This is a genomic window from Streptosporangium sp. NPDC006930 (genome assembly GCF_040635605.1).
In the GTDB taxonomy this organism is placed as follows: Bacteria; Actinomycetota; Actinomycetes; order Streptosporangiales; family Streptosporangiaceae; genus Streptosporangium.
Map to the genome: position 1 here is coordinate 23,147 of NZ_JBEYID010000037.1, position 24,903 is coordinate 48,049.

Here is a 24,903-nt window from a genome sequence, read left to right on the forward strand (position 1 = left end):
CGCAGGGCGTTGCCCGAACCACGCGTAAGCGGACATTGGTTAGATCACACGTAAGCGCACCTTAAGCAATGCTCAAACAGGCTGTTTCACCATTCCGGCTGCTCGATCATGAAGGGGAACGCGGACGTCACCCCGCGTCCATGGTTTCCGGCTCGCCCCGCCGCGCCGGTCTCGCGTCCAGACGGAGGAGGCGCGACCGGCACGGCGGGCGAGCCGGGAACTCGCCTTCGCGGTCTCGTCTGACGATCCGTGATCGAAGCGCTCCGTCGCGAAGAACCGGAATGACGTTCGCCTTCCAGGGACGCGAGAACGGCGGGCGTCCCCGCCCCACCTCCTCGTTGACCCGCTGACTCGGTTCGGCCGACGTGTCGTCCCGCGTGATCGGCCATCACCGGATCACGAAACAGAACACGCCGGTGGCGAGACAGATGACGAGCATGCCCGTGGCGTTGAGGAAGAGGTTCCTGCCGAAGTCCCTCGCCGCCACGTGCATCGATATCGCGACGAGGAAGTACAGGACGAGCGCGGCGCAGGTGACCGCCCCCAGATAGGGGATCCATATGCCCGCCAGCAGGCCGGCCGCCGCCGCGAACTTGATGGGCGACATCACCCACCAGTGTCTTCGCGGCCACTTCACGTCCTCCAGGCACTGAGCGACGAAAGCCACCGGCCTGATGCACAGGATCGCATCGGCCACCTGGATGAAAGCCAGCACCACGACGGGCCACACCGGATCAGGAAGGTGCGTCAAGGTCGTCCTCCCTCCGTACACGCTCGATTCGAACCGTACCATACGGCATGGTATGGAAAGGCCGCAAGGATCCTCCGACTCCGGGCCGTGCGGGCGGGGCACCGGCCTTCCTCCCGCTCAGGTCAAGAAGAACGTGAGCCGCCCGGAAACCCGGCCGAATGATGGCGTGGATCGCGCGGAAAACCAGCCGACCGGCGTCACGAACCGCTCGGGAAACCGGCCGACCGATGCCATGAACCGCACAGAAACCCGCCCGGCCGATGCCGTGGAGCGCCGGGGAAACCGGCCGACCGATGTCGCAGAGCGCGAATCGATGTCGCGTCTCAGTCGGCGGCGGTGATCGGCTCCTCCGGCACGAGGGGCAGAAGCATCTCGACGACGTTCCTCAACTCCTCGGCGCCGACAGGCGGGACCATCACGGTGGCCCCCACGGCCAGGAGATACGGAAGCAGCGCGGCTCGTCTCGCCTCCGCGTCCGTCGCGACATGGGGCCGCCAGACGCGCTGCAACGCCGACAGCCTGACCTGGTCGATGCGCGCCTGCACGGCGCGCGCGTCGGGATCCGACATCGACCAGGCACGTACCGCGGCCTCCAGTTGCGGGCGGTAGAGCCCCGTATCCCGCGACCGGATCAGCTCGGTCAGCCTCCCAAGGACGGCGCGCGCGTCACCCGGCGTTTCGACCCCGGCGATCGCCCGGTCGAACGCCTCGACGGACAAACGCTCGAAGTACGCCAGCAGGTCGCGCTTGTATCCCTCGGCACCATCGAAATGGTGGTGAAAGGACCCCTTGGACAATCCCAGACGGGCGGCGATCCGGTCGATGCGCACCCCCGAGGCCCCCTCGGCGGCCAGCACTCGGATGCCCTCGTCCAACCAACGGTCACGCGCCGCGCTCACGCCCCGACCATACCAGGAGGTACGGTGCCCGGACGTGCCCGCGACACACCCCTGAACGAAACAAGGCCACCCGGAGGGTGGCCTTGTCAGGGAGATCGCGGGCGACCTCTCACCGGCGCTCACCGCACCGACGATCCGATCACCCGTCCGTAGGTGGAGCTATGGGGATTCGAACCCCAGACCTCCTCCATGCCATGGAGGCGCGCTACCAGCTGCGCCATAGCCCCTGGTCACCGCTTCGAGTGCTCTCGTTGCGGCGCTCGGGAAGCATATAAGGACACCGGCGTGTTCACCTAATCGACGACCACACGGCCCACGCCCGCCGCCGGGGCGCAAGCCGCGCCGCTCGAAGGTCACTCCTGGGTGACCTCGGGGTTGTCGTCACTACTGACCGGCTCGGGGAGGGTCCCCGCGTTGTGCTCCAGCAGACGCCAGCCCTTGCGCGCCTCCTCCAGCACCGACCACGAGCAGTTTCCGAGACCTCCCAGGGCGGGCCAGAGCTCCTGCGGCAGGTTCATGAGCTTGGCGATACCGAGTCGGATCGCCGCCCCGTGGGAGGCGACGACCAGCAGGCCGTCGGAGTCGATCTCCGCCGCCCAGCGGCGTATGGCCGAGGAGACCCTGTCGGCGACATCGGTGACCGTCTCACCGCCCGGCGCCTCCCAGTCGGCGAACTCCCGGGGCCACCTCTCGGAGATCTCCGCCCGGGTGAGCCCCTCCCACTGGCCTCCGCCCCGCTCTCGCAGGTCCTTGTCGACGCCGACGTCCAGGCGAGTGACGCGGCCCAGCGCCGAGGCGGTGTCGAAGGCGCGCTGAAGATCGGAAGAAACGATCTTGCTCGGGCGGAGAGCGGCGAGCAGCGAGGCCGCGCGGGTGGCCTGCGCGATCCCGGTCTCGTCGAGGGGGATGTCGCTGTGGCCCTGGAAGCGGTGCTCGACGTTCCACAGCGTCTGGCCATGCCTGAGGCAGACGACGCGGCGACTCACTCAGCTACCGTCCCGCGGGCGCGCTGGGCGGCGACCTGGGTCACGCTGTCCGGCAGCGAGATGGAGGGACAGTCCTTCCACAGGCGCTCCAGCGCGTAGAAGGTGCGGTCCTCCTCGTGCTGGACGTGCACGACGATGTCGATGTAGTCCAGCAGGACCCAGCGGCCCTCGCGCTCACCCTCGCGGCGAACGGGCTTGGCGTCGGCCCCGATCCGCAGCCGGTCCTCGATCTCGTCGACGATGGCGCGGACCTGACGGTCGTTGGTGGCGGAGCAGAGCACGAACGCGTCGGTGATGACGAGCTGGTCGCTCACGTCATAGGCGAGAATGTCATCGGCCAGTTTGTCCGCCGCCGCCTCGGCGGCGAGCCTGACGAGCTGGATGGATCTTTCTGTTGCTGTCACGGTGTGGGTCAGTCCTCCTGCTAGTCGGCGCTGTCACCTATCAGGGTGCCCGATTCGGCGCTTGTTGAAGAGCCGCCTGTTGGACAACGCCTATCGTGTGTCACCCGATTCCGCGCCGCAAACGAATTGACGCCCTGATCAGGGGCGTCTTCGGCGGGCGGGGCCGCGTTTGTCGATCTCGGGTGGGACGGGCACGGCTCGCGCGTTCGGCGATCATGCCGGATGAGCTGCGGATACTCGTCCCACGCAAATTTCTCGAATCATAGCGAATTTCATCAAAATCGGCCCCTACTCACCGGCCGCCGGAAGGCCTGGCCGCCGCACCGCCGTACAGGCCGCGCTTGTTGATGTACTGGACGATGCCGTCGGGGACGAGATACCAGATGGGCTCCCCCGAGGCCACCCGCTGGCGACACTCCGACGACGAGATGGCCAGTGCCGGGATCTCCACCAGGCTCACCTTGCCGTCGGGCAGGCCGGGGTCGTGCAGGATATGGCCCGGCCTGGTGGCACCCACGAAGTGTGCGATGGTGAACAGCTCGTCGACGTCGCGCCAGCTCAGGATCTGGGCGAGCGCATCGGCCCCGGTGATGAAGTAGAGATCCACGTCGGGCCCCCAGGCGGCGGAGATCTCCCGGAGCGTGTCGATGGTGAAGGTGGGACCCGGGCGGTCGATGTCGACGCGGCTCACCGAGAACCTGGGGTTGGAGGCGGTGGCGATGACCGTCATGAGATAGCGGTCCTCGGCGGCCGAGACGATCTTGTCGGCCTTCTGCCACGGCTGTCCCGTCGGCACGAAGACCACCTCGTCAAGATCGAAATAGTGAGCGACCTCACTGGCCGCGACCAGGTGACCGTGGTGGATCGGGTCGAAGGTCCCGCCCATGACGCCCAGACGTCGCTTCCCCTTGCCGGTAGGCACGTTCATCATGAAACGGACCATACGTGCAAGCCGTACACAGCTTTTAATCACCCCCCGCGCGTGGCAGGCGGACCCGACGTAGCATGCCGGACATGACCACCACCCCGGATCGCAACCGCGTGCAGCTTCCCGGCATCAGCTCACGCGCCTACGAACATCCTGCCGATCGGTCCGCGCTGGTCGCCCTCCGGTCGCTCAGCGGGTTCGACACGGTGCTCAAGCAGATGTCCGGCCTGGTCAGCGAGCGCCGCCTGCGCCTGATCTACCTCGCCTCGGCCGTGCGCACCAGCGACACCCAGTTCCGCTCGCTGCACGACATGGGCCGCGACGCCGCCTACATGCTCGACCTCCACCGCATTCCCGAGGTCTACGTGCAGCAGAGCCCGCTGGTGCAGGCGAAGGCGATCGGTTTCGACGACCCGTTCATCGTCGTCACGACCGGTCTCCTCGACCTGATGGACTCAGAGGAGCAGCGCTTCGTCATCGGCCACGAGACCGCCCACATCCTGTCGGGCCACGCCGTCTACCGGACCATGCTCGACATCCTGACCCGTCTCGCCACCCGCGTGGCCTGGATCCCGCTCGGCTACATCGGCCTGCGCGCGATCGTGGCCGGCCTGGAGGAGTGGCACCGCAAGTCCGAGCTCTCCGCCGACCGGGGCGGTCTGCTCTGCGGCCAGGACTCCGACGCGGCACTGCGCGCCCTGATGAAGCTCGCCGGCGGCTCGCGCCTGCACGAGATGAACATCGAGGCCTTCCTCGACCAGGCCAGGGAGTACGACACGGCGGGCGACGTCCGTGACGGCCTGCTCAAGGTCCTCAACCTGCTGGGCACCACCCACCCGTTCGCCGTCTCGCGCGTCGCCGAGCTCGACAAGTGGCGCCGCAGCGGCGAGTACGAGACGATCCTCGCCGGTGAATACCCCCGCCGCGCCGACGACGCCAACGCGAAGATCTCCGAAGAGGTCAAGGCGGCCGCCCGCTCCTACCGGGAATCCTGGTCGCAGTCCCAGGACCCGTTCATCGGCGTCCTGCGCGACGTCGCAGAAGGCGCCGTCAACGCCGGAGAGCGCATCTTCAACCGCTTCTCCCGCCGCGATGGAAATTAATCAGAAGTTCCACCAAAAGGGTCCGGGCAGGTGTTCCCGGGCCCTTTTCCATGCAGGCCGAACACATACAGATCCATGCGCGAACAGGAGCGAGACCTAAGCGAGACCTACACGAGGAGGGCGATCGCGCGTACGGCCGCGGAGCACAGGGCGACGAACCCGCCCAGTACGGCGAGCGCGCGCAGGCCCTCCTTGCGGAGTTCGACGAGCTCGGCACCGATCCGCTCGATCTCCCGGCCGAGGATGCCCCCGCAGACGACGCCGAACACGACGCCGGCGACGGCGACCGGGGCGGGATGCGCCCACCAGTCGGGGGGCAGCGAGCCGCCGAGGCTCAGCCAGAGCGCGCCCCCGGCGAGGGCCGCCGCCGGCAGCCCCGGCCACGCGAGGGCGGTCAGCAGCGAGACGACGAAGGTCAGCGGAAAGCCCAGCACACGCAGGATCGCCCGGGTCCTGGCCGACTTACGCTTCCTGACCAGCCAGTGCCCGACCCACAACGTGCGGGCCAGCGTGGCGAACAGCCCGGTGACGGCGAAGGTGGCCGGCGGCCAGATGACCGTGGCCACGACGCACGGCACGGCCAGCACCGCCAGCAGCAGCAGCGCCGCGTTGCCCGCGGGCAACGGCCCCGCCCTGCCCCCGCCCTGGAGCTCTCCGGCCGCCCCGCCCCTCCCCTTACCGGCTTGGCGCCGCCGGACGGCTCTGCCCGCCGCGGAGGCGGGACGCCCGCCACGCGACGTCTCCGCGGCCGCGGGGGCCCGTCCGGTCCTGGAGGTCTCACCTGTCGTGGAGGCCACGCGTGCCGCGCGAGGTGTCTCACCGCTCGCGGGGGCAGAGCGGCCACGGGGTGCCTCGCCGACCGCGGCGGCCGGGCGCCCACCACGGGACGTCTCACCGGGTGCCGGGAGTGCCCGTGCCGCACGGGCCGTCTCACCGGCGGGCACCGCCCTCCCCCCGCGCGGCGCGCCGTCCGTGCCGGCCGGGGACCGGGGCGGACGCACCGCTCCGTCCGCGGGAACGGATGACCTTCCTCTGCCGGTCTCCGCCCTGGCCGCCCGCCCGCCCTTGACGGGATCCTCACCCTTGGTGCCGGACCTGGAGCGGCCTTCCTGCTTCCTGCCCTGGCCGGGCTTCTCCCCCGCGAAGGTGCCCGGTTTCCTGGCCGCCCCCGCCTCGGACGGGATCGTCCTCACCAGGCGGCCCAGGCGGCTGGTGAGGAGGGCCGCGGTGGGGCGCTTGGCCGGCTCACGGTGCAGGGCCGCGCGGATCAGCGGCAGCAGAGCCGCCGGGACGCCCTCGAGGTCGGCCTGGCCGTTGAGGATCGCGTACATCTGTGCCTCGACGGTGCCTCCGCCGAAGGTGGGGCGGCCGGTCGCGGCGAAGGCGACGGTGGCCGCCCAGGCGTGCACGTCCGCGGGCTCGCCCACGTGCTCGTCGGCGAACAGTTCGGGGGCGGCGTAGCCGGGGGTGCCCAGGAAGGTGCCGGTCAAGGTGAGCCGGGTGGCGTCCAGGACGTGGGCGATGCCGAAGTCGATGAGGACGGGCTCGTCGTCCCCGTTGACCACCACGTTGGCGGGTTTGAGGTCGCGGTGCACGACCCCGGCCGCGTGGATGATCGACAGGGCGATGGCGAGGCCCTGCGCGACGCTCAGCAGGCCGGCGCCCTCCAGGCAACCGTCACGGCGCACCCGATCCAGGAGGGTGTCTCCCTCGATGTGCTCCATGACCAGGTAGGGCCGGTCACCGTCGAGATCGGCGTCGACGACGCGGGCGACGTAGGGGCTCTCGACCCTGCGCAGGGCGCGGACCTCCCGCTCCAGACGCACCCGGCCCTCGGAGCCCGCGTCGTGGACGTCGTGGAGCACCTTGAGCGCGACCCTGTCACCCCGGCGGCTGGAGGCGAGGTAGACCTCGCCCATTCCCCCCCGACCGAGACGTTCCAGCAACGTATAGGGACCGACCCGCCCGAGACGACCCACGTGACCTCCTGCGTCGGCCACATGGGTCAGGGACCGCCGCGCCTATCGGGTCGCTCACTCCCGCTCGCTTCCCTGCTCTCCAGCCATAGGAGACCACACCATAGCGGGCGAGTGTGACGTTTTCCCGACGGCACGCCGGACTCCCAGAAAGATCCGGATGAGCGAAAGGCCCTGCGGCTGCGGGATTCGCCGGGTCCGGACGGTGCGCCCCGGGTCCGAAGAGAGGCTCACGGGGCACCCGGAAGGCCGCGTCGCGACGTCCGGGGCCCCGTGGGGAATCGACTATCGGGACGCGGACTCGGGTGAGGCGAGGATCGTACCCTCGGCCGTGCGCAGATGACCTTCGCCGGTGTAGACCCACTTGGTCGAGGTCAGCTCCGGCAGGCCCATGGGGCCGCGCGCGTGCAGCTTCTGGGTGGAGATGCCGATCTCCGCGCCGAAGCCGAACTCCCCGCCGTCGGTGAACCTGGTCGAGGCGTTGACCGCCACGGCCGCGGAGTCGACCAGCGCGACGAACCTGCGGGAGGCGGTGACCGAGCGCGTGACGATCGCGTCGGTGTGCGCCGAGCCGTACTTCCTGATGTGCGCGACCGCCTCCTCCAGCGAGTCGACCACGGCGGCGGCGATGTCCAGCGAGAGGTACTCCATCCGGAAGTCCTCCTCCCCTGCGGGCACCACGTCGCCGTACGCCGCGACGCGCGCGTCGCCGTGCACCGTGACGCCCTCCGCCGCCAGCGCGGCCAGCGCTCGCGGCACGAAGGTGTCGGCCACGGCCGCGTGCACCAGGAGCGTCTCGGCGGAGTTGCACACCGAGGGCCGCTGGGCCTTGGAGTTGATCAGGATCTGGATCGCGAGGTCCGGATCGGCGTCGGCGTCGACGTAGACGTGGCAGTTGCCCACACCGGTCTCGATCACCGGGACGGTGGACTCCTCCACCACCGAGTTGATCAGCGAGGCGCCGCCGCGCGGGATCAGCACATCGACCAGGCCGCGGGCCCTCATGAGCTCCTTGGCCGAGTCGCGGCTCTGCCCGGGGACCAGCTGGACGGCTCCGGCGGGCACCCGGGTGCCCGCCAGCGCCTCCTGCATGATCCTGACGAGGACCGTGTTCGACTCGTACGCGCTGGAGGAGCCGCGCAGCAGGGTGGCGTTGCCGCTCTTGAGGCAGAGCGCCGCGGCGTCCACGGTCACGTTGGGGCGGCCCTCGTAGATGATGCCGATCACGCCGAGCGGGACCCGGAGCTGGCGCAGCTCCAGCCCGTTGGGCAGCGTGTTGCCCCGGATCACCTCGCCGACGGGGTCGGGCAGGTCGGCGACCTGACGGACCGCCTCGGCGATCGCCTCGATCCTGGCCTCGTCGAGACGAAGGCGGTCGATCATGTACTCGGAGATCCCGCTCTCCCTCGCCCTCTCCACATCGAGCGCGTTGGCCGCGACGATCTCGGCGGACGCGGCCACCAGCGCGTCGGCCATCACCCGGAGCGCGGCGTCCTTCGGCGCCCTCGGCAGCGGGGCCAGCTCTGCGGCGGCCTCTTTGGCCGCCAAGGCCACCTTCAGGAAGTCCTCGGACATCTCGCGCTCCAAAAAACTAGTTGTGGGATTCCAGTATGACGATGTCGTCGCGGTGGATCAGCTCTCGTTCGTACTCGGGCCCCAGGCTCGCCGCCAGCTCCCGGGTGGAGCGCCCGAGCAGCCCAGGAATCTCCCCCGCGTCGAAGTTGACCAGGCCGCGCGCGACCACCCGGCCGAGCGGCCCGCACAGGTCCACCGGATCGCCCGCCGCGAACTCGCCCTCGACGGAGGTGACCCCCGCCGGGAGCAGCGACTTGCGGCGGCTCACCACCGCCTCGACGGCGCCGGGGTCCAGGTGGAGGCGTCCGCGGCCCGTGGTGGCGTGGGCCAGCCAGAGCAGGCGGGTGCCCGGGTGACGCCCACCGGGATGGAAGTAGGTGCCGATGTCGGTTCCCGCGAGTGCCTGGGCCGCGTGCGCGGCGGCGGTGAGCACCACGGGCACACCCGCCCCTGTGGCGATCTTGGCGGCCTGCACCTTGGTGATCATGCCTCCGGTGCCGACCGCCCCGCCCTTGCCGAGCTCCACCCCGACGAGATCCTCGGGTCCGCGTACGTCGGCGAGCCTGCGGGCGCCGGGACGACGGGGGTCGCCGTCGTAGAGCGCGTCCACATCCGACAGCAGCACCAGCGCATCAGCCCTGGTCAGGTGGGCGACCAGCGCGGCGAGCCGGTCGTTGTCGCCGAAGCGGATCTCGTCGGTGGCCACGGTGTCGTTCTCGTTGACCACGGGGACGATGCCCAGCTCCAGCAGCCGGGCCAGCGTGCGCTCGGCGTTGACGTGGTGCGAGCGGCGCATCATGTCGTCGGCGGTCAGCAGAACCTGGCCGACCCGCAGGCCGTACCGGGCGAAGGAGGAGGTGTATCGGGCCACCAGCACGCCCTGGCCGACCGAGGCGGCGGCCTGCTGGGTGGCGAGGTCGCGCGGCCTGGCGGGCAGGCCCAGAGGACCGAGACCCGCCGCGATCGCGCCGGAGGAGACCAGCACGATCTGGGTGCCGGCCTTGCGCCGGGCGGCGAGCACGTCGACCAGGGCGTCCACCCGGTCGACGTCGATCATCCCCCGCGGGGTGGTGAGCGAGGACGAACCCACCTTCACGACAAGGCGCGAAGCCGTACGGATCCGTTCGCGCGCAGAGTCCACGACACGCACCTCTCAAAGATGATCACTTGGAAGACCAGGTTATCCGAGCCGCCCGGACGGGGCGGGAACCACACGGGACGCGCGTCGAGGCGCCCTCGCGAGGCCCCGCTAGCCGAGCCGGTTGTCCGATCCGCGCGGCCCCTGACGTACGGCCTCGGCGTTGAGCGTCGGCTGCCAGTCGAAGATGTGTCCGCTCTCCATGGAACCGATGATCACCTCGGCTCCGGCCTTCGCCCCGGCCTTGGTGAGCTCCTCCTCGACGCCGAGCCGCTCCAGCCGGTCGGCCAGGTAACCCACGGCCTCGTCGTTGGTGAAGTCGGTCTGGCGGATCCACCGCTCCGGCCTGACCCCGGTGACCTGGAAGGTGTGGTCGTCGATCCTGCGGACGGCGAATCCCGCGTCGCCGTGCTGCTTGGGCCTGATGACCAGGCGGGTCGGCTCCGGGACCGGAGCGGCGGCCCTCGCGGCGGCGACCATCTCCCCCATGGCGTAGGTCAGCTCCTTGAGCCCGTCGTGGGTGGCCGCGGAGATCGAGAAGACCCGCAGTCCCCGCTCCTGGAGCATCGGCGTCACGATCTCCGCCAGGTCGCGGGCGTCGGGCACGTCGGACTTGTTGAGCACCGCCAGACGCGGCCGGTCCTCCAGCTTGCCGTACGCGGCCAGCTCGGCCTCGATCGCCTCGTAGTCGCTGATCGGGTCACGGCCCGGCTCCATCGTGGCGCAGTCGATCACGTGCACGAGCGTGTTGCAGCGCTCGACGTGGCGCAGGAACTCGTGCCCCAGCCCCTTGCCCTCCGAGGCGCCGGGGATCAGGCCCGGCACGTCGGCGACGGTGAAGACGGTCTCGCCCGCGGTGACCACCCCGAGGTTGGGGACCAGGGTGGTGAACGGGTAGTCGGCGATCTTCGGGCGGGCGGCGGAGAGCGCGGCGATGAGGGAGGACTTGCCCGCACTGGGGAATCCGACGAGCGCCACGTCGGCGACGCTCTTCATCTCCAGCATGACGTCGAGTTCGTCGCCCGGCTCACCGAGCAGCGCGAAGCCGGGGGCCTTGCGCTTGGCGGAGGCGAGTGCGGCGTTGCCGAGCCCGCCGTGCCCGCCCTCGGCGATCACGTAGCGGGTGCCCGCGCCGATCAGGTCGATCAGGACCTCGCCGGTGTCGGCGTTCTTGACCACGGTGCCGTCGGGCACCGAGATGATGATGTCGCCGCCGTTGGCGCCGTCACGGTTGGCGCCCTGCCCCTGCTTGCCGTTGTCGGCCTTGCGGTGCGGGCGGCGGTGATACTCCAGCAGGGTCGCCGTGTTGGCGTCGACCTCCAGGATCACGTCACCGCCCCGGCCTCCGTTACCCCCGTCGGGGCCGCCCAGCGGCTTGAACTTCTCCCGATGGACAGAGGCACAGCCGTTTCCCCCGTCACCGGCCTTGATGTGCAGGACCACCTGGTCCACAAAGTCCGGCATATCTACTTTCCTACCTCTATCTACGGGAAATTCCGGTGAAAACGCGAACAGGGGTGGACCGCTGAATGCGATCCACCCCTGCCCTCAACGTCTGTCGGCGCGAATCTACTCCGCGACCGGAACGATGCTCACCGCGCGGCGTCCGCGCTTGACACCGAACAGAACGTGGCCCGCGGCCAGCGCGAACAGCGTGTCGTCACTGCCACGGCCGACGTTGTCGCCGGGGTGGAAGTGGGTGCCGCGCTGACGAACGATGATCTCGCCGGCGTTGACCAGCTGACCGCCGAAGCGCTTCACACCGAGCCGCTGGGCGTTGGAGTCGCGGCCGTTCCGAGTGGACGACGCGCCCTTCTTGTGTGCCATCTCGCAAAACTCCCGAAACTCAGGCCTGGTCGATGCCGGTGATCTTCACCTGGGTGTACCGCTGGCGGTGACCCTGGCGCTTCTTGTACCCCGACTTGTTCTTGTACTTCAGAATCCGGATCTTCGGACCCTTGGTCTCACCGAGAATCTCGGCGGCAACCGTGAACTTGCCCGCCTCGGTGGTCACGTCGCCGTCGTTGACGACGAGGACCGTCGGCAGCGAAACCGTGGAACCGACCTCGCCGGCGACCTTGTCCACTTCAAGGACGTCACCGACGGAGACCTTCTGCTGCCTGCCGCCGCAACGAACGATCGCGTACACCGCGGAACCCTTCTTCTGACTGCTTGCTCGCTGGATGCTGCGCCCCGCATCCGGCTGTGGTCATTGATGACGTACCGGGTAGGCGCGCGAACAGGGCGCGCCATGAGCGCACCGGTTCACCAGGGTACCGGATTGACGGTGTCCTGGTCGAACCGGGCGGAACGTCGGGGGTGCCGGCCTTCGGCCCCGTCCCTGTGCGGGACGGGGTCTAATCGGCCGACCTGGCCTTGCGGGAGCGTCGCCGCCCCCGGCCAGAAGCCTGTGCTGCCTGACCGTCCTCATGCTGGACTCCATCAAGCGCATCGGTCACCGTATCACGCCCAGACTGGTCACCGGCCGCCACCGCGTGGTTACCGTCCTTGCCGAGCTTTTCCGCGACGGCCTTCTCCACGGCCATCTTGCCCTGGGTGCCGCGCGGCTCGGGCTTGCCCTCGACCGGTTCCGACGAGACGTGCAGGCCGCGGCCGTTGCAGCACTCGCAGGTGGTCGAGAAGGCCTCCAGGAGGCCCTGGCCGACCCGCTTGCGCGTCATCTGGACCAGGCCGAGTGAGGTCACCTCGGCCACCTGGTGCTTGGTACGGTCACGGGCCAGGCACTCCAGCAGTCGCCGCAGCACCAGATCCCGATTGTTCTCCAGCACCATGTCGATGAAGTCGATGACGATGATGCCGCCGATGTCGCGCAACCTGAGCTGGCGGACGATCTCCTCGGCCGCCTCCAGGTTGTTGCGGGTGACGGTCTCCTCGAGGTTGCCGCCCTGACCGGTGAACTTGCCGGTGTTGACGTCGACCACGGTCATGGCCTCGGTCCTGTCGATCACCAACGAGCCGCCGCTGGGCAGCCAGACCTTGCGCTCCATCGCCTTGGCGATCTGCTCGTCGATCCGGTACGCGGCGAAGACGTCACCGCTCTCCTCCCACCTGCTGAGGCGGTCGGCCAGATGCGGGGCGACATAACGGACGTACTCGTCGACCGTCTCCCACACATCCCCCGCGACGACCAGCGAGGCGAAATCCTCGTTGAACACGTCGCGGACCACCCGGACGGTCAGGTCGGGCTCGGAGGAGAGCAACTCGGGCGCGCTGGCGGACTTGGCCTTGCGCTGGATGTTCTCCCACTGCGCCGACAGCCTGGCCACGTCGCGAGCCAGCTCGTCCTCCGAGGCGCCCTCGGCGGCCGTACGGACGATGACCCCCGCGTTCTCCGGCATGACCTTCTTCAGGATGCTCTTGAGGCGGGTGCGCTCCTTGTCGGGGAGCTTGCGGCTGATACCGGTCATCGAACCGTCGGGCACGTAGACCAGGTAACGTCCCGGCAGGCTGATCTGGCTCGTCAGGCGGGCGCCCTTGTGGCCCATCGGGTCCTTGGTGACCTGCACCAGCACCGACTGGCCGGACTTCAGCGCCACCTCGATCCGCTTGGGCTGTCCTTCCAGCCCGGCGGTGTCGAAGTTCACCTCTCCGGCGTACAGGACCGCGTTGCGACCCTTGCCGATGTCGACGAACGCGGCCTCCATGCTCGGCAGGACGTTCTGCACCTTGCCGAGATAGACGTTGCCCACGTACGACTGGCTCGCCTCGCGGTTGACGTAGTGCTCGACGAGGACGCCGTCCTCCAGCACCGCGATCTGGGTGCGCCCGCCGGTGCGGCGGACCACCATCATGCGCTCGACGGACTCCCTGCGGGCCAGGAACTCCGACTCGGTGATGATCGGCGGACGCCTGCGGCCGAGCTCACGGCCCTCGCGGCGGCGCTGCTTCTTCGCCTCCAGACGGGTCGAGCCGCGCACGCTCTGCACCTCGTCCACCGAGGTGCCGCGACCGGCGCGGGGCGCGCGAATGCGCACCACCGTGTTCGGCGGGTCGTCAGGGACGTCACCGGACTCGTCCGTGCCCCTGCGCCGCCTGCGTCGACGGCGGCGCGAGCTGCCGCTCTCGGCCTCGTCGTCCTGCTCGGCCTCGGCCTGCTCCTCGTCGTCCTGCTCGGCCTCGGTCTCCTCGGTCTCGTCGAGGTCGCGCGCCTTGCCGCGGCCCCTGCCACCCCTGCGGCGCCGACGCCGGCGACCTCCCGCGTCGTCGTCGCCCTCGCCTTCCGAGTCGTCGTCCTCGAGCTCCTCGGCGAGCTCGGCCCTCTCGGTCTTCTCGACCCTGTCGGCCTTGTCGGCCCTCGTCTCGACGGGCTCGGGCTCGGGGGTGGCGGGCTGGACCGGCGCGGGACGCGTGGCGGGCTGTGCGGCCCGCTGCGGGTCGGGCGCCTGGAACAGCGGCTGGAACACCGCGGCGGGTGCCTGGAAGGTCACCGAGGGCACCTCGGAACGTTCCCTGGCGGCCAGGCCGAAGGGGTCGGCGAACAGGCCGGGACGCTCCTCGATGATGTCCTCGCCCGCGGGCTCGTCGTCGAGCGGCTCGTCGACCGGCAGGAGTTCCGCCTCGGCCTCCTCCACCTCGGTGGGAGACACATGGACGCTCTGCTCGGCCTCGACCGGCGGCGCCTCGCGCGGCGTGGCCTTCTTGCGCGTACGGGTGCGCTTGGCGGGAGCCGCGGGCGCCTCCTGGGGCGCGGACTCGGCCTCGGCGAAGGGATCCGGTACGGCGACGGGCGCCACGGGATGCGCCGGGGAGACCGTCACGGGTGCCGCGGGGGTCGCGGCGGTCACAGCCTCCGCGACCGGCTCGGGCGCCGTCTCGGCGGGCTCGGCGACCGGCTCGGCCGGTTTCTTCGCACGGCTACGACGCGTGGTGGTGGTCGCACCGTCCGCCACCGCCGTCTTGCGCCTGGTGGCTCGCTTGGGAGCGGGCGCGGCGGGCTCCGCCGTGGCGGGCTCGGGGACCTCGGGCGTCACGGTCTCCGCGACCGGTACGGGTGGTGCCGTGACCACCGGGGCCGGCTCCGGCGGCTCCGGCGGAGGTCCAGCCGGCCTGCTCGCGGCCCTGCGACGGGTCGTCGGCGGTCGTGTCTCTTCTGTTGTCGTATCCCCGTCAGGGCTGTTGACCCCGGCGTTGGGCTCGTTGTCGAGCATGCGGGCGCTCTCCCGTTCAGCTCCCGGGCGCGTCTCCGCGCCGCGCGGGAGCTCTCGTCTCTCACTGTCCGCCAGGCCTGGGGCCCGGCGCCAAGTCCTATATGTCGCCGCCGACGTGCCTGCCCACCGGTTCCGCTTCGCCGCCGCGCGTGATGTCGCGGTCCAGGCCGAGCGGGTCGGCGGGCTCACCGGTGTGAACGTCCAGCGGGCCCTGCGCCAGCCTGGTCACCTCGGGGGGCACCGGCGGCGCGAAGTCAGCCACAAGACGCAGTCCAGTGAGAACGTCGTCGGGTCGAACGGCAGGAGTTTCGTGCCGTACAACCATGCGAAGTATGACACATGGCTGACTGGACGCCTGACCTGCTGTTGTCTCTGTTACCTCAAATACCGTGAGGCTCAGCACCGCTTCACGTGCGTCGAAGCGCCGCATCCCCTTCTTTGTAAGGCGTTCGACCTCGACGTGTTCCGTGGCGAGGAATTTCTCGACCGCGGCCCCGGCGAGGGCGGAATCGGCTCCTCGAAGCCGCAGCTCCCACGCCGAGCACTCCATCTGGTCGGCCAGGCTCGCGGAGCCCGCCTCGACGACGTCGAGCACGTCGAGACCGGGAGGCAGTGAGGTGTCCAAAGCGGCTCGCAGCCTGCCGGGATCACACTCACGCGTCACGCTGATCTCGAAGTACTCGGCCTCGCTGGCGACCCCGGTGGGGGCGGCCGATCCCACGTAGGAGATCTTCGGGTGGGGCGAGAAGCCCGCGCTGAACGCCACCGGGACGTCGGCTCTCCTGACCGCCCGTTCGAGGGCCCGGGTGATGTCACGGTGACTGGTGAAGCGCAGGCGGCCGCGCTTGGCGTAGCGAACGCGCAGGCGTTGCACCACGGGCGCGGGCGGCGGCCCGTCAGGAGCGGGTTTCAGGGTGGTGTCGTCCTTCCCGAATCGTGGTCGTCGTTTCCGGAGGCGGCGCTAACGCACCGCCCACCTCAGACAACCGTCAGTGGCAGCAGCTTCTTCCCGGTGGGCCCGATCTGGATCTCGGTGCCCATCGTGGGGCAGACACCGCAGTCGTAGCACGGGGTCCAGCGGCAGTCCTCGACCTCGACGTCGTTGACCGCGTCCTGCCAGTCCTGCCAGAGCCACTCGCGGTCGAGCCCGGCGTCGAGATGGTCCCAGGGCAGGACCTCGTTCTCCTCGCGCTCGCGCGTGGTGTACCAGTCGACGTCGACCCCCACGGCGGCGGCGGCGTCCATCCAGCGCTGGTAGGAGAAGTGCTCGCTCCAGCCGTCGAAGCGGCCCCCCTCGGCCCACACCGCGCGGATGACCTTGCCGACCCGGCGGTCACCCCGGGAGAGCAGGCCCTCCACGATCGACGGCTTGCCGTCGTGGTACCGCAGGCCGATGGCGCGGCCGTACTCCCTGTCGCCCCGCAGAGCCTCCTTCAGCGCCTTCAGCCTGCGGTCGACCGTCTCGTGGTCGGCCTGGCCGGCCCACTGGAACGGGGTGTGCGGCTTGGGAACGAAACCGCCGATGGAGACCGTGCAGCGGACGTCGCGCGACCCGGTGGCCTCCCGGCCCGCCTTGATGACCTTCTTGGCCAGGTCGGCGATGCCCTGGACGTCGGCGTCCTCCTCGGTGGGCAGGCCGCACATGAAGTAGAGCTTCACCTGCCGCCACCCCTGGGTGTACGCGGTGGTGACGGTCCTGATCAGGTCTTCCTCGGTGACCATCTTGTTGATCACCTTACGCATCCGCTCCGAGCCGCCCTCGGGGGCGAACGTCAGACCGGAGCGGCGGCCGTTGCGGGAGAACTCGTTCGCCAGGTCGATGTTGAAGGCGTCGACCCGGGTCGAGGGCAGCGACAGGGAGGTGTTGGTGCCCTCGTAGCGGTCGGCCAGCCCCTTGGCGACCTCGCCGATCTCGGAGTGGTCGGCCGAGGAGAGCGACAACAGGCCGACCTCGTTGAAACCGGAGGCCTTGACGCCCGCCTCGACCATGTCGCCGATCGTGGTGATCGAGCGCTCGCGCACCGGACGGGTGATCATGCCGGCCTGGCAGAACCGGCACCCGCGGGTGCAGCCGCGGAAGATCTCCACACTGAACCGCTCGTGCACGGTCTCGGCCAGCGGGACCAGCGGCTTCTTGGGATAGGGCCACTCGTCCAGATCCATCACGGTGTGCTTGTGGATCCGCCACGGCACGCCCGACCTGTTGGGCGTGACCCGCTGGATCCGGCCGTCGGCGTGGTAGTCGACGTCGTAGAACTTCGGCACGTAGACCCCGCCGGACTCGGCCAGCCGCATCAGCAGCTCGTCGCGCCCGCCGGGCGAGCCCTCGGTCTTCCACTCGCGGATCACCTCGGTGATCGCGATGGCGACCTGCTCCCCGTCGCCCAGCACGGCGGCGTCGAGGAAGTCGGCGATCGGCTCGGGATTGAACGCCGCGTGCCCACCGGCCAGCACGATCGGGTCGTCGTCGCCCCGGTCGGCCGCTTCCAGCGGGATGCCCGCCAGATCCAGCGCGGTCAGCATGTTGGTGTAGCCGAGCTCGGTCGAGAAGGAGAGCCCTAGCACGTCGAACGCCCTCACGGGCCGGTGCGCGTCGACCGTGAACTGCGGCACGCCCTCGGAACGCATGAGCGCCTCAAGGTCGGGCCAGACCGCGTAGGTCCGCTCGGCCAGCGTCTCCGGCAGCTCGTTGAGGATCTCGTAGAGGATCTGGACACCCTGGTTGGGCAGGCCCACCTCGTAGGCGTCCGGATACATCAGCGCCCAGCGGACCGTGCTCTCGTCCCAGTCCTTGACGGTCGAGTTGAGCTCACCTCCCACATACTGGATCGGCTTCTGCACTCTGGGCAGGAGCGCTTCCAGGCGGGGAAACAACGACTCGACAGACATGCCGTCAAGAATATCCGCCTGGAGAGGGTGCCACAGGCGGGCCACCCTGCGCCGGAGCCGGAGCGGGCACCGGACTCCTCACCTGAACGACGGTTGCCTGCGCATATGGATCGCCTGGAGCAGCCCGAAGGCGATCATGTTGGCGAAGGTGGCGGTACCGCCGTAGGAGACGAACGGCAAGGGAAGGCCGGTGATCGGCATGATCCCGATCGTCATCCCGATGTTGACGAACGACTGGAAGGCCAGCCAGCACACGATCGAACCGGCCATCAGCGCGCCGAACCGGTCGTCGCACTCGCGCGCGATCCGCACCCCCCGCAGCAGGATCACCCCGATCAGCGCCACCACCGTGACCGAGCCGAGGAAACCGAACTCCTCCCCCGCCACCGTGAAGACGAAGTCGGTGTGCTGCTCGGGCACGAAACGGCCGGTGGTCTGGCCACCCCCGAACAACCCCTTGCCGAACACCTCCCCCGATCCGATCGCGATCAGCGACTGGGTGCTGTTGTAGCCGACGCCGCGCGGGTCACTGGCCGGGTTGAGGAACGCGGTGAACCGGGCGATCTGGTACGGCTCCAGGACATCGAGGAGCCACACGGCCACCCCCGCACCGATCACGCTGAGGGTGAGTCCGGCGATCCAGCGCTTGCGGACCCCCGCCACGACCATCGTGCCGGCCGTGATCACCCCGATGACCATCGTGGTGCCCAGGTCGGGCTGGAGCATCACCAGGCCCATGGTGAAGGAGGACACCACCAGCGCGATCACGACATCGAAGCTGCGCGGCCGGTCGGTGCCCCTGACCGGCTGGGCCAGCAGCATGGCGAGCATCAGCACCAGACCCAGTTTGGCGAACTCGGAGGGCTGGAACGCGAAACCGCCCCCCAGCATGATCCATGAGTGGGCGCCGTTCACGGTGCTGCCAAGCGGTGTGATCACCAGGATCAACCCGATCAACGTCACCCCGTAGATCAGCGGCGCGAAGATCCGCAGCGCCCGATGGTCCACCATCGCGGCCGTGCCGGCCAGCACGGCCCCGATGACGAGGTTGAGGATGTGCTTTTTGACCAGCCCGGTGGAGCCGAGCGCCCAGGTCCTTGTCGACGACCAGACGAGCATCGTGCCGATCACCGCGAGCGCGGCCACGGCGACCAGCATCAACCCGTCCATCCGGCCCACCGTGGAGACCGCCGCCACCGTCCGGCCGGTGAGGGACGTCCTCGGCGCCGCCGCCCGACTCACGCAGCCTCACTCGCGGACGTCACCGCCGCCGATGCGGGTGTCATCGCGACACCGTCCCATCCTTGGCGATCACCGGGAGCGCCCTCGCGGGACGCCCGCCCGGCAGGATGGAGGAGGAGGGTTTCCCGTCAGGCTTGAACCCGTAGATGCCCTCGTAGATCTTCCGTACCGCCGGAGCCGCGGTCTGACCGCCCATCCCGCCCTGGGACACCATGGCGACGATCACAAACCGCGGGTTGTTCGTCGGGGCGAACGAGGCGAACCACGACGTGTCGGCCTTGCCGTAAACCTCGGCGGTGCCGGTCTTCCCACCAATCTTGACCTTGTCCATGGGGAACCCCGCGAAGGCCCCGGCGGCGGTGCCGTCGGAGGCGACCTCGCTCAACGCCCCCTTGATGTAGTCCCGCTCCTCCCGCGTGATCGGCAACTTACCCACCACCGGCACCTTGATCTCCTTGACCTTGGTCCCGTCGGGACGCACCAGCGCCCAGGCCACCCTGGGACTGCGCAACTTGCCGTCCCCGACCAGTGCCGCGTAGGCCGCCGCCAGCTGCAGCGGCGTCACCAGCACGTCGCCCTGCCCGATGGAGAAGTTGGCGGCGTCACCCGGCCGCCACTGGAATCCCTCCAGGCAGTTCTCGTACGCCAGTCGCTTGAGGAAGGCCGCTCTGCTGGGGCTGCTCTTGGCCACCTCCGGATAACCGGTCTTGGCCCGCCTGCAGTTGTCCTCCTTCGTCACCGCCCAGAGCGCCTTCTTCCATGCCCGGTCGGGAATCCTGCCCGGCGACTCGCCCGGCAGGTCGACGCCGGTGGGGCGGCCGAACCCGTAGGCACGCGCCATGTTCGCCATCGGCTCCTTGGGCCTCCCCTTGGGATCGAGACCGCCGTCGCGCAGCCACTGCTCGTACGCCGCCCGGTAGAAGATCGTGTCGCACGACTTCACCAGCGCCGTGTGCAGGTCGAGGGTGCCCAGTCCGATGCCGCGGAAGTTGTTGAACGGCCGGTCACCCACCATGTAGGACCCCGGGCAGTCGTACTTGCCGTGCAGTGGGTAGCCGTCCCTGAGCATCGCCGACACCGACGACACCTTGAACGTCGAGCCGGGCGCGAACTCGCCCTTGATCGCCCGCGACACCAGTGGCTTGCCGGTCTTGCCCGACAGCAACCGCTGGTACTCCGCCTCCGAGATGCCCCCGCTCCAAACCGCCGGATCATACGTCGGCGCGCTGGCCAGCGCGATCACCCGGCTGGTCTTCGCGTCCAGCACCACCGCCGCCGCCCCGTCGGCCTTGGGCGCGCCCTTCATCGCCTCGGCCAGCGCCTTCTCCGCCAAGGTCTGCACCCTGGCGTCGATGCTGGTGATGAGCGTGTCGCCCGGGATCGGCGGCACGTGCCGCTCCACCCCGATGACCTTGCCGAGCCGGTCGACCTGCACCCGCCTCATCCCGGGCGTCCCGCGCAGCGGCACGTCGTAGACCGACTCCAGGCCGTCCCTGCCCACCAGGTCGACCCCGGAGAACGCCGCCCTGAGCCCGTCGCGCCTGTCCAGCTCCTCCTGCGTGATCGGCTGCAGGTAGCCGAGCGCCTGCGCGCCCGCGCCCTTGCGGGGATACTCCCGCACGGCCTGCACCTCGGCCGTGACGCCGGGGAACTCCTCCTGCCGCTCCAGGATCTGCAGGGCCTCGCGCGTGGTCACGTCGACGTCGATGGGGATCGGCTGGTACGGGGATCCCGGCCAGCACGGACGGGCGACCCCGGGCCCGCACGCCCTGATCCGCTCCCGCAACTCGCCGGGACGGCGGCCGAGCACGGCGGCCAGCCTCTTGATCACCTCCTCGCCGTTGCCCGTCATCCGGTTCAGGCGCGTGCGGTCGACCGAGACCACCAGGGTGGTCCGGTTGCGCACCAGTGGACGGCCCGTCGCGTCGAGGATCTGTCCGCGCACCGCGGGGACGACGACATCACGCGTACGCGTCTCGGTCGCGGCCTCCACGTACTCCCTGCCGCGCACCACCTGCACCTGCCAGAGCCGCACCGCGAGCAACGCCAGCATCGACACCACGATCACCTGCACCACGACCAGGCGCCCCCGCATCAGGCCCATGACCGCTCCTCCCCGCACACCTCGCGGAAACCCCCTGTCCACGCCCCGCCGAACCCCTCGCGGCGCACGCACCGGGAACCCCACCGCGCACGATGCCGCGTACGTGGTCTCATGCACGACTCCGCATGGCCGACCGGGGCATCTGGATGAGGCGCGGCTCCGGCCCCCTGACAACCCTCCGCACCATCCACACCACCGGGGACGCGGCGAGCAGGTTGTAGATCATCGCCTGTGGCAGCACCGCCGTGAGCATGGACACACCGGCCCGCGGATCCCCCACCAGGGCGCCGGTCACCAGAGCGACCACGGGACCGGCGATCGCGCAGGCCAGCGCCGCGAGCGGCCCCGAGGCCGGTCGGCTCTCCACCGCCCGTCCCGCCATGAAGCCGATGAGGCAGAACACAAGCGCGTTGTGCCCGAGCAGATGCGCCGCCGGCGGCAGCAGGTCGCTGACGAGGCCGGCGGCGAAGCCCATCACGGCCCCCGCGGCGGCCCCGCGCGCCAGCGCGTACCCCACCACGGCGAGCAGCACCAGATCCGGCGCGGCATGCCCCGGCAGCGGCAGCCTGTTGACGACCGTCACCTGGAGGATCATGATCCCCAAAAGCAGCACCACGAACATCGCGTTGCGCCCCATCCCCTCAGGCCCCCTCTCGCCGGCGACGGGGAACCCCCGCCTCTCGCCGACCGGACTCAGAGGTGGAGTCGGCCTCGGAGTCGGAGCCGTCCTCGGAACCGGGCCCGGACTCGGCGTCGGACTCGGGTGAGCGCGGCGTGGATCGTCCCGGTGCCGAGACCTTCGCCTTGCGCGGGGCCGGCGGAAGCACCGTGTCACGCGGGTCGCGCTGAGGCGCCCGCACCACCACCCCGACCACGTCCAGCGAGGTGAGATCCGCGGACGGCCGCGCGTACGCGATGCGGGTCAGCTCACCCGGCGTGGCCTCCACCCGCTCCACCACCCCGATCGGCACCCCCGCCACATACGGTGCGCCGCGCTGGGAACCAAAGCTCACGATGCGATGACCCGGGGTGATCGGCGCGGTCGAGTCGAGCAGCCGGAAGCGGACCAGGCGACCGTTCTCCCCCACGCCGTGCACCACCCCGATCTCGTTGCTGCCCTCCAGCCTGGCCCCGGCCGCCGAGGCGGGGTCACTGAGCAGGACCACCGTCGAGGTGGACGGGCCCACCTGAACCACCCTGCCGACCAAACCATCGGCATTCAAAACGGTCATCTCCGGACGCACTCCGTCGGCGCGCCCCACGTCGAGCTCGACGGCCTCCTCGAACCCGGGAGCGCCGCGCCGAGCGATCACCTGGGTGGTCAGGATCTTGTATCCGCCGGTCCCCGCCACACCGAGCAGCTTGCGAAGCTCCCTGGAGCGCTCCCGGTCGAGGCTCTGCGTCGCCAGATCGTGCCTGAGGCGCTGGTTCTCCGCGTGCAGCCTCTCGATCCGGCTCCGCGCCGAGGGAGCCTCGGCCATCGCCTCGAAGAACTCGCCGACCGGTCGTACGAGTCCCGCCCCCGCGCTCTCCGCGGCGCCGAACAACGTCGTGCCGACCGTCCTGAGCGGGCCGAACGGCGACTCCGTGACCGAACGGTGGTCGATGGTCACGAGCACGAGTGCGGAGGCGAGCAGCAGCCCCAGATTGACCCGTGCTCTGCGGGTGTCCTTCATCAGTGCCGCGGCTCGGGGACCAGAACCTGCTGCAGGGCGTCGAAGTCCTCGACACACTTGCCCGAGCCGAGCGCGACGGAGTCGAGGGCGTTGTCGACGAGGTGAATCGGCATGCCCGTCTCCGCCTTCAGCCGCTCGTCCATGCCCTTGAGAAGCGCACCGCCCCCGGTGAGGGCGATCCCGCGGTCCATCAGGTCTCCGGAAAGCTCGGGCGGGCACTTGTCGAGCGTGGTCTTGACCGCGTCGACGATCACGTTCAGCGGCTCCTCGATGGCCTTGCGGATCTCCGCGGCCGAGACCACGATCGTCTTGGGCAGGCCGCTGACCAGGTCACGGCCCCGGATCTCGGCGTGGCTCTCCTCGGGGAGCGTGCACGCGGAACCGATCGCCATCTTGATCTCCTCGGAGGTGCGCTCACCGAGCATCAGCGAGTACTCCTTCTTCGCGAAGGTGATGATCGCCTGATCGAGCTCGTCGCCGCCCACCCTGATCGACTGGCTGGTGACCACACCGCCCATCGAGATGATCGCCACCTCGGTGGTCCCGCCGCCTATGTCGATCACCATGTTGCCGGTGGGCTCGTGCACGGGAAGCCCGGCGCCGATCGCGGCCGCCATGGGCTCCTCGACGATGTAGACCCTGCGCGCACCCGCCTGGTAACCGGCCTCCTTGACCGCTCGCTGCTCGACACCGGTGATCCCGCTCGGCACGGCGATGATGATGCGCGGCTTGGCGAAGTGGCGGCGCTTGTGCACCCGCTGGATGAAGTAGCGCAGCATGCGCTCGGTGACGTCGAAGTCGGCGATGACGCCGTCCTTGAGCGGGCGGATGGCCACGATGTTGCCGGGAGTGCGGCCTATCATCCGCTTGGCCTCGATACCAACAGCCACGATCTTCCCCGTCGCGGTGTTGATCGCTACGACGGACGGCTCGTTGAGCACGATCCCGCGGCCCCGCACATACACGAGGGTGTTCGCGGTGCCGAGGTCGACCGCCATGTCACGGCCCAGAAAAGCAAGATTGCTGCCCATGAGGAAGGCCGGCCTCCTTCCGTCAGGTCGTCGGCGAAAACTACGGAACGCACTCGAATCGTAACGTGACGTACCCACCGTTGAGCGCAATGAGGCGGCCTGCCGCAGCAAAATCTTGGGTTAACCGAACAAGGTGGGCCCCGCCGTCCACAAGGACGGCGGGGCCCGACAATCGCGACGAAAGCGCGCGTTCTAGAAGCGATCCGGGAAGAAGATCTTAATCTCCCTTGCGGCGGACTCAGGAGAGTCGGAGCCGTGGACGACGTTCTCGCCGATCTCCAGGGCGTGGTCGCCGCGGATGGTGCCGGGTGCGGACTTGACGGGGTCGGTGAGGCCCGCGAGACCACGGAAGGCCTCGATGGCCCGCGGCCCCTCAAGCACCAGCGCGACCAGCGGGCCGGAGGTGATGAACTCCACCAGCTCGCCGAAGAACGGCCGCTCGGAGTGCTCTGCGTAGTGCACCTTGGCGGTCTCGACGTCCAGGGTGCGCAGCTCCAGCGCCACGACCTTCAGCCCCTTGCGCTCGACACGGGCGATCACATCGCCGATGAGACCACGCGCCACACCATCGGGCTTGATCAGGACAAGGGTGCGCTCGGACACTGGAGTTCTCCTTTGAACATGTATGGGTCGCGGACTGCGGTAATCGCGCGAAGTTTACCGTCCTTCGCGCGATTACCCGTGGTCGGCGAGGTCACTGGAGGGCCGGCCCACTTCCCGGGCCGTCCTCGGGCGAAGGCGCGGGCGGGGGCACCACCACGGGCGGCGCGACGACCTTCTCCGGCTCGGCCTCCGTCTCCGGCTCGGGATCACGCTCGGGAACACGGTCGGGCTCGTGCCGGGGCCTGGGCCTGCCGCCCTTGCCCACCCCCTGCCCTCCCCCGGTGGCGGCCGCGGACCCGCTCTTGGATCCGGTCGCGGCCATAGGTCCCGCCTCGGGATTCGGGCGGCCCTGCGGCCTCGGTGCGGCCTCGGAAGTCGAGGACGGGTTCGAGTAAGCGGTTCGACTCGGGCACCTTTCGACGAAAGTGCG

At 69.7% G+C, this 24,903-nt stretch carries 23 protein-coding genes and 1 tRNA gene; 2 read left to right on the top strand and 22 right to left on the bottom strand.

What is annotated here, in order from left to right; all coding sequences use genetic code 11:
* Positions 1 to 388: 388 nt before the first annotated feature.
* Complete coding sequence (locus ABZ664_RS37645; protein WP_362521696.1) at positions 389 to 751, bottom strand: DoxX family protein; 363 nt, start codon at positions 749 to 751, stop codon at positions 389 to 391.
* A gap of 52 nt (positions 752 to 803) precedes the next feature.
* On the opposite strand from ABZ664_RS37645, the gene ABZ664_RS37650 reads away from it, so the two are divergent.
* On the top strand, positions 804 to 1,091 hold the full coding sequence (locus tag ABZ664_RS37650) for a hypothetical protein (RefSeq protein WP_362521699.1): 288 nt from the start codon (positions 804 to 806) through the stop codon (positions 1,089 to 1,091).
* Here the strand turns inward: ABZ664_RS37650 and ABZ664_RS37655 are convergent.
* The 5 genes from ABZ664_RS37655 to nadD form a co-directional block, all read right to left on the bottom strand.
* Complete coding sequence (locus ABZ664_RS37655; RefSeq protein WP_362521701.1) at positions 1,075 to 1,650, bottom strand: TetR/AcrR family transcriptional regulator; 576 nt, start codon at positions 1,648 to 1,650, stop codon at positions 1,075 to 1,077. The genes ABZ664_RS37650 and ABZ664_RS37655 overlap by 17 nt on opposite strands.
* A gap of 154 nt (positions 1,651 to 1,804) precedes the next feature.
* A tRNA-Ala gene (locus ABZ664_RS37660) sits at positions 1,805 to 1,877 on the bottom strand.
* A gap of 126 nt (positions 1,878 to 2,003) precedes the next feature.
* Positions 2,004 to 2,636 carry a histidine phosphatase family protein gene (locus ABZ664_RS37665; RefSeq protein WP_362521705.1) on the bottom strand — a complete coding sequence of 211 codons (633 nt, stop codon included), beginning with the start codon at positions 2,634 to 2,636 and terminating at the stop codon, positions 2,004 to 2,006.
* Complete coding sequence (rsfS, locus tag ABZ664_RS37670; protein ID WP_350945821.1) at positions 2,633 to 3,040, bottom strand: ribosome silencing factor; 408 nt, start codon at positions 3,038 to 3,040, stop codon at positions 2,633 to 2,635. The genes ABZ664_RS37665 and rsfS overlap by 4 nt, the downstream gene beginning before the upstream one ends.
* 292 nt (positions 3,041 to 3,332) lie before the next feature.
* Positions 3,333 to 3,971 (bottom strand): nicotinate-nucleotide adenylyltransferase, encoded by a 639-nt coding sequence (nadD, locus tag ABZ664_RS37675; protein WP_362521710.1) that lies wholly within the window; start codon positions 3,969 to 3,971, stop codon positions 3,333 to 3,335.
* A gap of 74 nt (positions 3,972 to 4,045) precedes the next feature.
* On the opposite strand from nadD, the gene ABZ664_RS37680 reads away from it, so the two are divergent.
* The gene (locus ABZ664_RS37680) at positions 4,046 to 5,071 is read left to right on the top strand and encodes a M48 family metallopeptidase (RefSeq protein ID WP_362521713.1); all 1,026 of its coding nucleotides are present in this window, start codon (positions 4,046 to 4,048) and stop codon (positions 5,069 to 5,071) included.
* A gap of 107 nt (positions 5,072 to 5,178) precedes the next feature.
* Here the strand turns inward: ABZ664_RS37680 and ABZ664_RS37685 are convergent, their stop codons facing one another.
* The 16 genes from ABZ664_RS37685 to ABZ664_RS37760 all read right to left on the bottom strand — a co-directional run bounded on the left by ABZ664_RS37685 (position 5,179) and on the right by ABZ664_RS37760 (position 24,795).
* Positions 5,179 to 7,050 carry a protein kinase gene (locus ABZ664_RS37685; protein WP_362521714.1) on the bottom strand — a complete coding sequence of 624 codons (1,872 nt, stop codon included), beginning with the start codon at positions 7,048 to 7,050 and terminating at the stop codon, positions 5,179 to 5,181.
* A 282-nt stretch (positions 7,051 to 7,332) separates the two neighbouring features.
* Entirely contained in the window at positions 7,333 to 8,622 is a 1,290-nt protein-coding gene (locus tag ABZ664_RS37690; RefSeq protein ID WP_362521716.1) for a glutamate-5-semialdehyde dehydrogenase, read from the bottom strand.
* 16 nt (positions 8,623 to 8,638) lie between these two features.
* Positions 8,639 to 9,763: a glutamate 5-kinase gene (gene proB / locus ABZ664_RS37695; protein WP_362521719.1), complete on the bottom strand. Its 1,125-nt coding sequence runs from the start codon at positions 9,761 to 9,763 to the stop codon at positions 8,639 to 8,641.
* Positions 9,764 to 9,871: 108 nt separating this feature from the next.
* Positions 9,872 to 11,224 carry a GTPase ObgE gene (obgE, locus tag ABZ664_RS37700; protein WP_362521722.1) on the bottom strand — a complete coding sequence of 451 codons (1,353 nt, stop codon included), beginning with the start codon at positions 11,222 to 11,224 and terminating at the stop codon, positions 9,872 to 9,874.
* Positions 11,225 to 11,329: 105 nt separating this feature from the next.
* Entirely contained in the window at positions 11,330 to 11,587 is a 258-nt protein-coding gene (gene rpmA / locus ABZ664_RS37705) for a 50S ribosomal protein L27 (protein ID WP_030924780.1), read from the bottom strand.
* A 19-nt stretch (positions 11,588 to 11,606) separates the two neighbouring features.
* Positions 11,607 to 11,909, bottom strand: coding sequence for a 50S ribosomal protein L21 (rplU, locus tag ABZ664_RS37710; protein WP_030924785.1), 303 nt, complete (start codon positions 11,907 to 11,909; stop codon positions 11,607 to 11,609).
* Positions 11,910 to 12,117: 208 nt separating this feature from the next.
* The gene (locus ABZ664_RS37715) at positions 12,118 to 14,928 is read right to left on the bottom strand and encodes an Rne/Rng family ribonuclease (protein WP_362521728.1); all 2,811 of its coding nucleotides are present in this window, start codon (positions 14,926 to 14,928) and stop codon (positions 12,118 to 12,120) included.
* 97 nt (positions 14,929 to 15,025) lie between these two features.
* On the bottom strand, positions 15,026 to 15,805 hold the full coding sequence (locus ABZ664_RS37720; protein WP_362521730.1) for a TIGR03936 family radical SAM-associated protein: 780 nt from the start codon (positions 15,803 to 15,805) through the stop codon (positions 15,026 to 15,028).
* Positions 15,806 to 15,906: 101 nt separating this feature from the next.
* Positions 15,907 to 17,817, bottom strand: a complete 1,911-nt coding sequence (locus tag ABZ664_RS37725) for a TIGR03960 family B12-binding radical SAM protein (RefSeq protein WP_362521732.1) — start codon at positions 17,815 to 17,817, stop codon at positions 15,907 to 15,909.
* Between the two features lie 78 nt (positions 17,818 to 17,895).
* Entirely contained in the window at positions 17,896 to 19,059 is a 1,164-nt protein-coding gene (gene rodA, locus ABZ664_RS37730; RefSeq protein ID WP_362521734.1) for a rod shape-determining protein RodA, read from the bottom strand.
* A gap of 40 nt (positions 19,060 to 19,099) precedes the next feature.
* Positions 19,100 to 21,163: a penicillin-binding protein 2 gene (gene mrdA / locus ABZ664_RS37735; RefSeq protein ID WP_362521736.1), complete on the bottom strand. Its 2,064-nt coding sequence runs from the start codon at positions 21,161 to 21,163 to the stop codon at positions 19,100 to 19,102.
* Between the two features lie 109 nt (positions 21,164 to 21,272).
* Positions 21,273 to 21,800 (bottom strand): rod shape-determining protein MreD, encoded by a 528-nt coding sequence (gene mreD / locus ABZ664_RS37740; protein ID WP_362521738.1) that lies wholly within the window; start codon positions 21,798 to 21,800, stop codon positions 21,273 to 21,275.
* A 4-nt stretch (positions 21,801 to 21,804) separates the two neighbouring features.
* Positions 21,805 to 22,839 carry a rod shape-determining protein MreC gene (mreC, locus tag ABZ664_RS37745; RefSeq protein ID WP_362521740.1) on the bottom strand — a complete coding sequence of 345 codons (1,035 nt, stop codon included), beginning with the start codon at positions 22,837 to 22,839 and terminating at the stop codon, positions 21,805 to 21,807.
* Entirely contained in the window at positions 22,839 to 23,870 is a 1,032-nt protein-coding gene (locus ABZ664_RS37750) for a rod shape-determining protein (protein WP_350945807.1), read from the bottom strand. Before ABZ664_RS37750 ends, mreC begins: the two co-directional genes overlap by 1 nt.
* 192 nt (positions 23,871 to 24,062) lie before the next feature.
* Positions 24,063 to 24,473, bottom strand: a complete 411-nt coding sequence (ndk, locus tag ABZ664_RS37755; RefSeq protein ID WP_362521742.1) for a nucleoside-diphosphate kinase — start codon at positions 24,471 to 24,473, stop codon at positions 24,063 to 24,065.
* Positions 24,474 to 24,564: 91 nt separating this feature from the next.
* The gene (locus tag ABZ664_RS37760) at positions 24,565 to 24,795 is read right to left on the bottom strand and encodes a hypothetical protein (RefSeq protein WP_362521744.1); all 231 of its coding nucleotides are present in this window, start codon (positions 24,793 to 24,795) and stop codon (positions 24,565 to 24,567) included.
* Between the last annotated feature and the right edge of the window lie 108 nt (positions 24,796 to 24,903).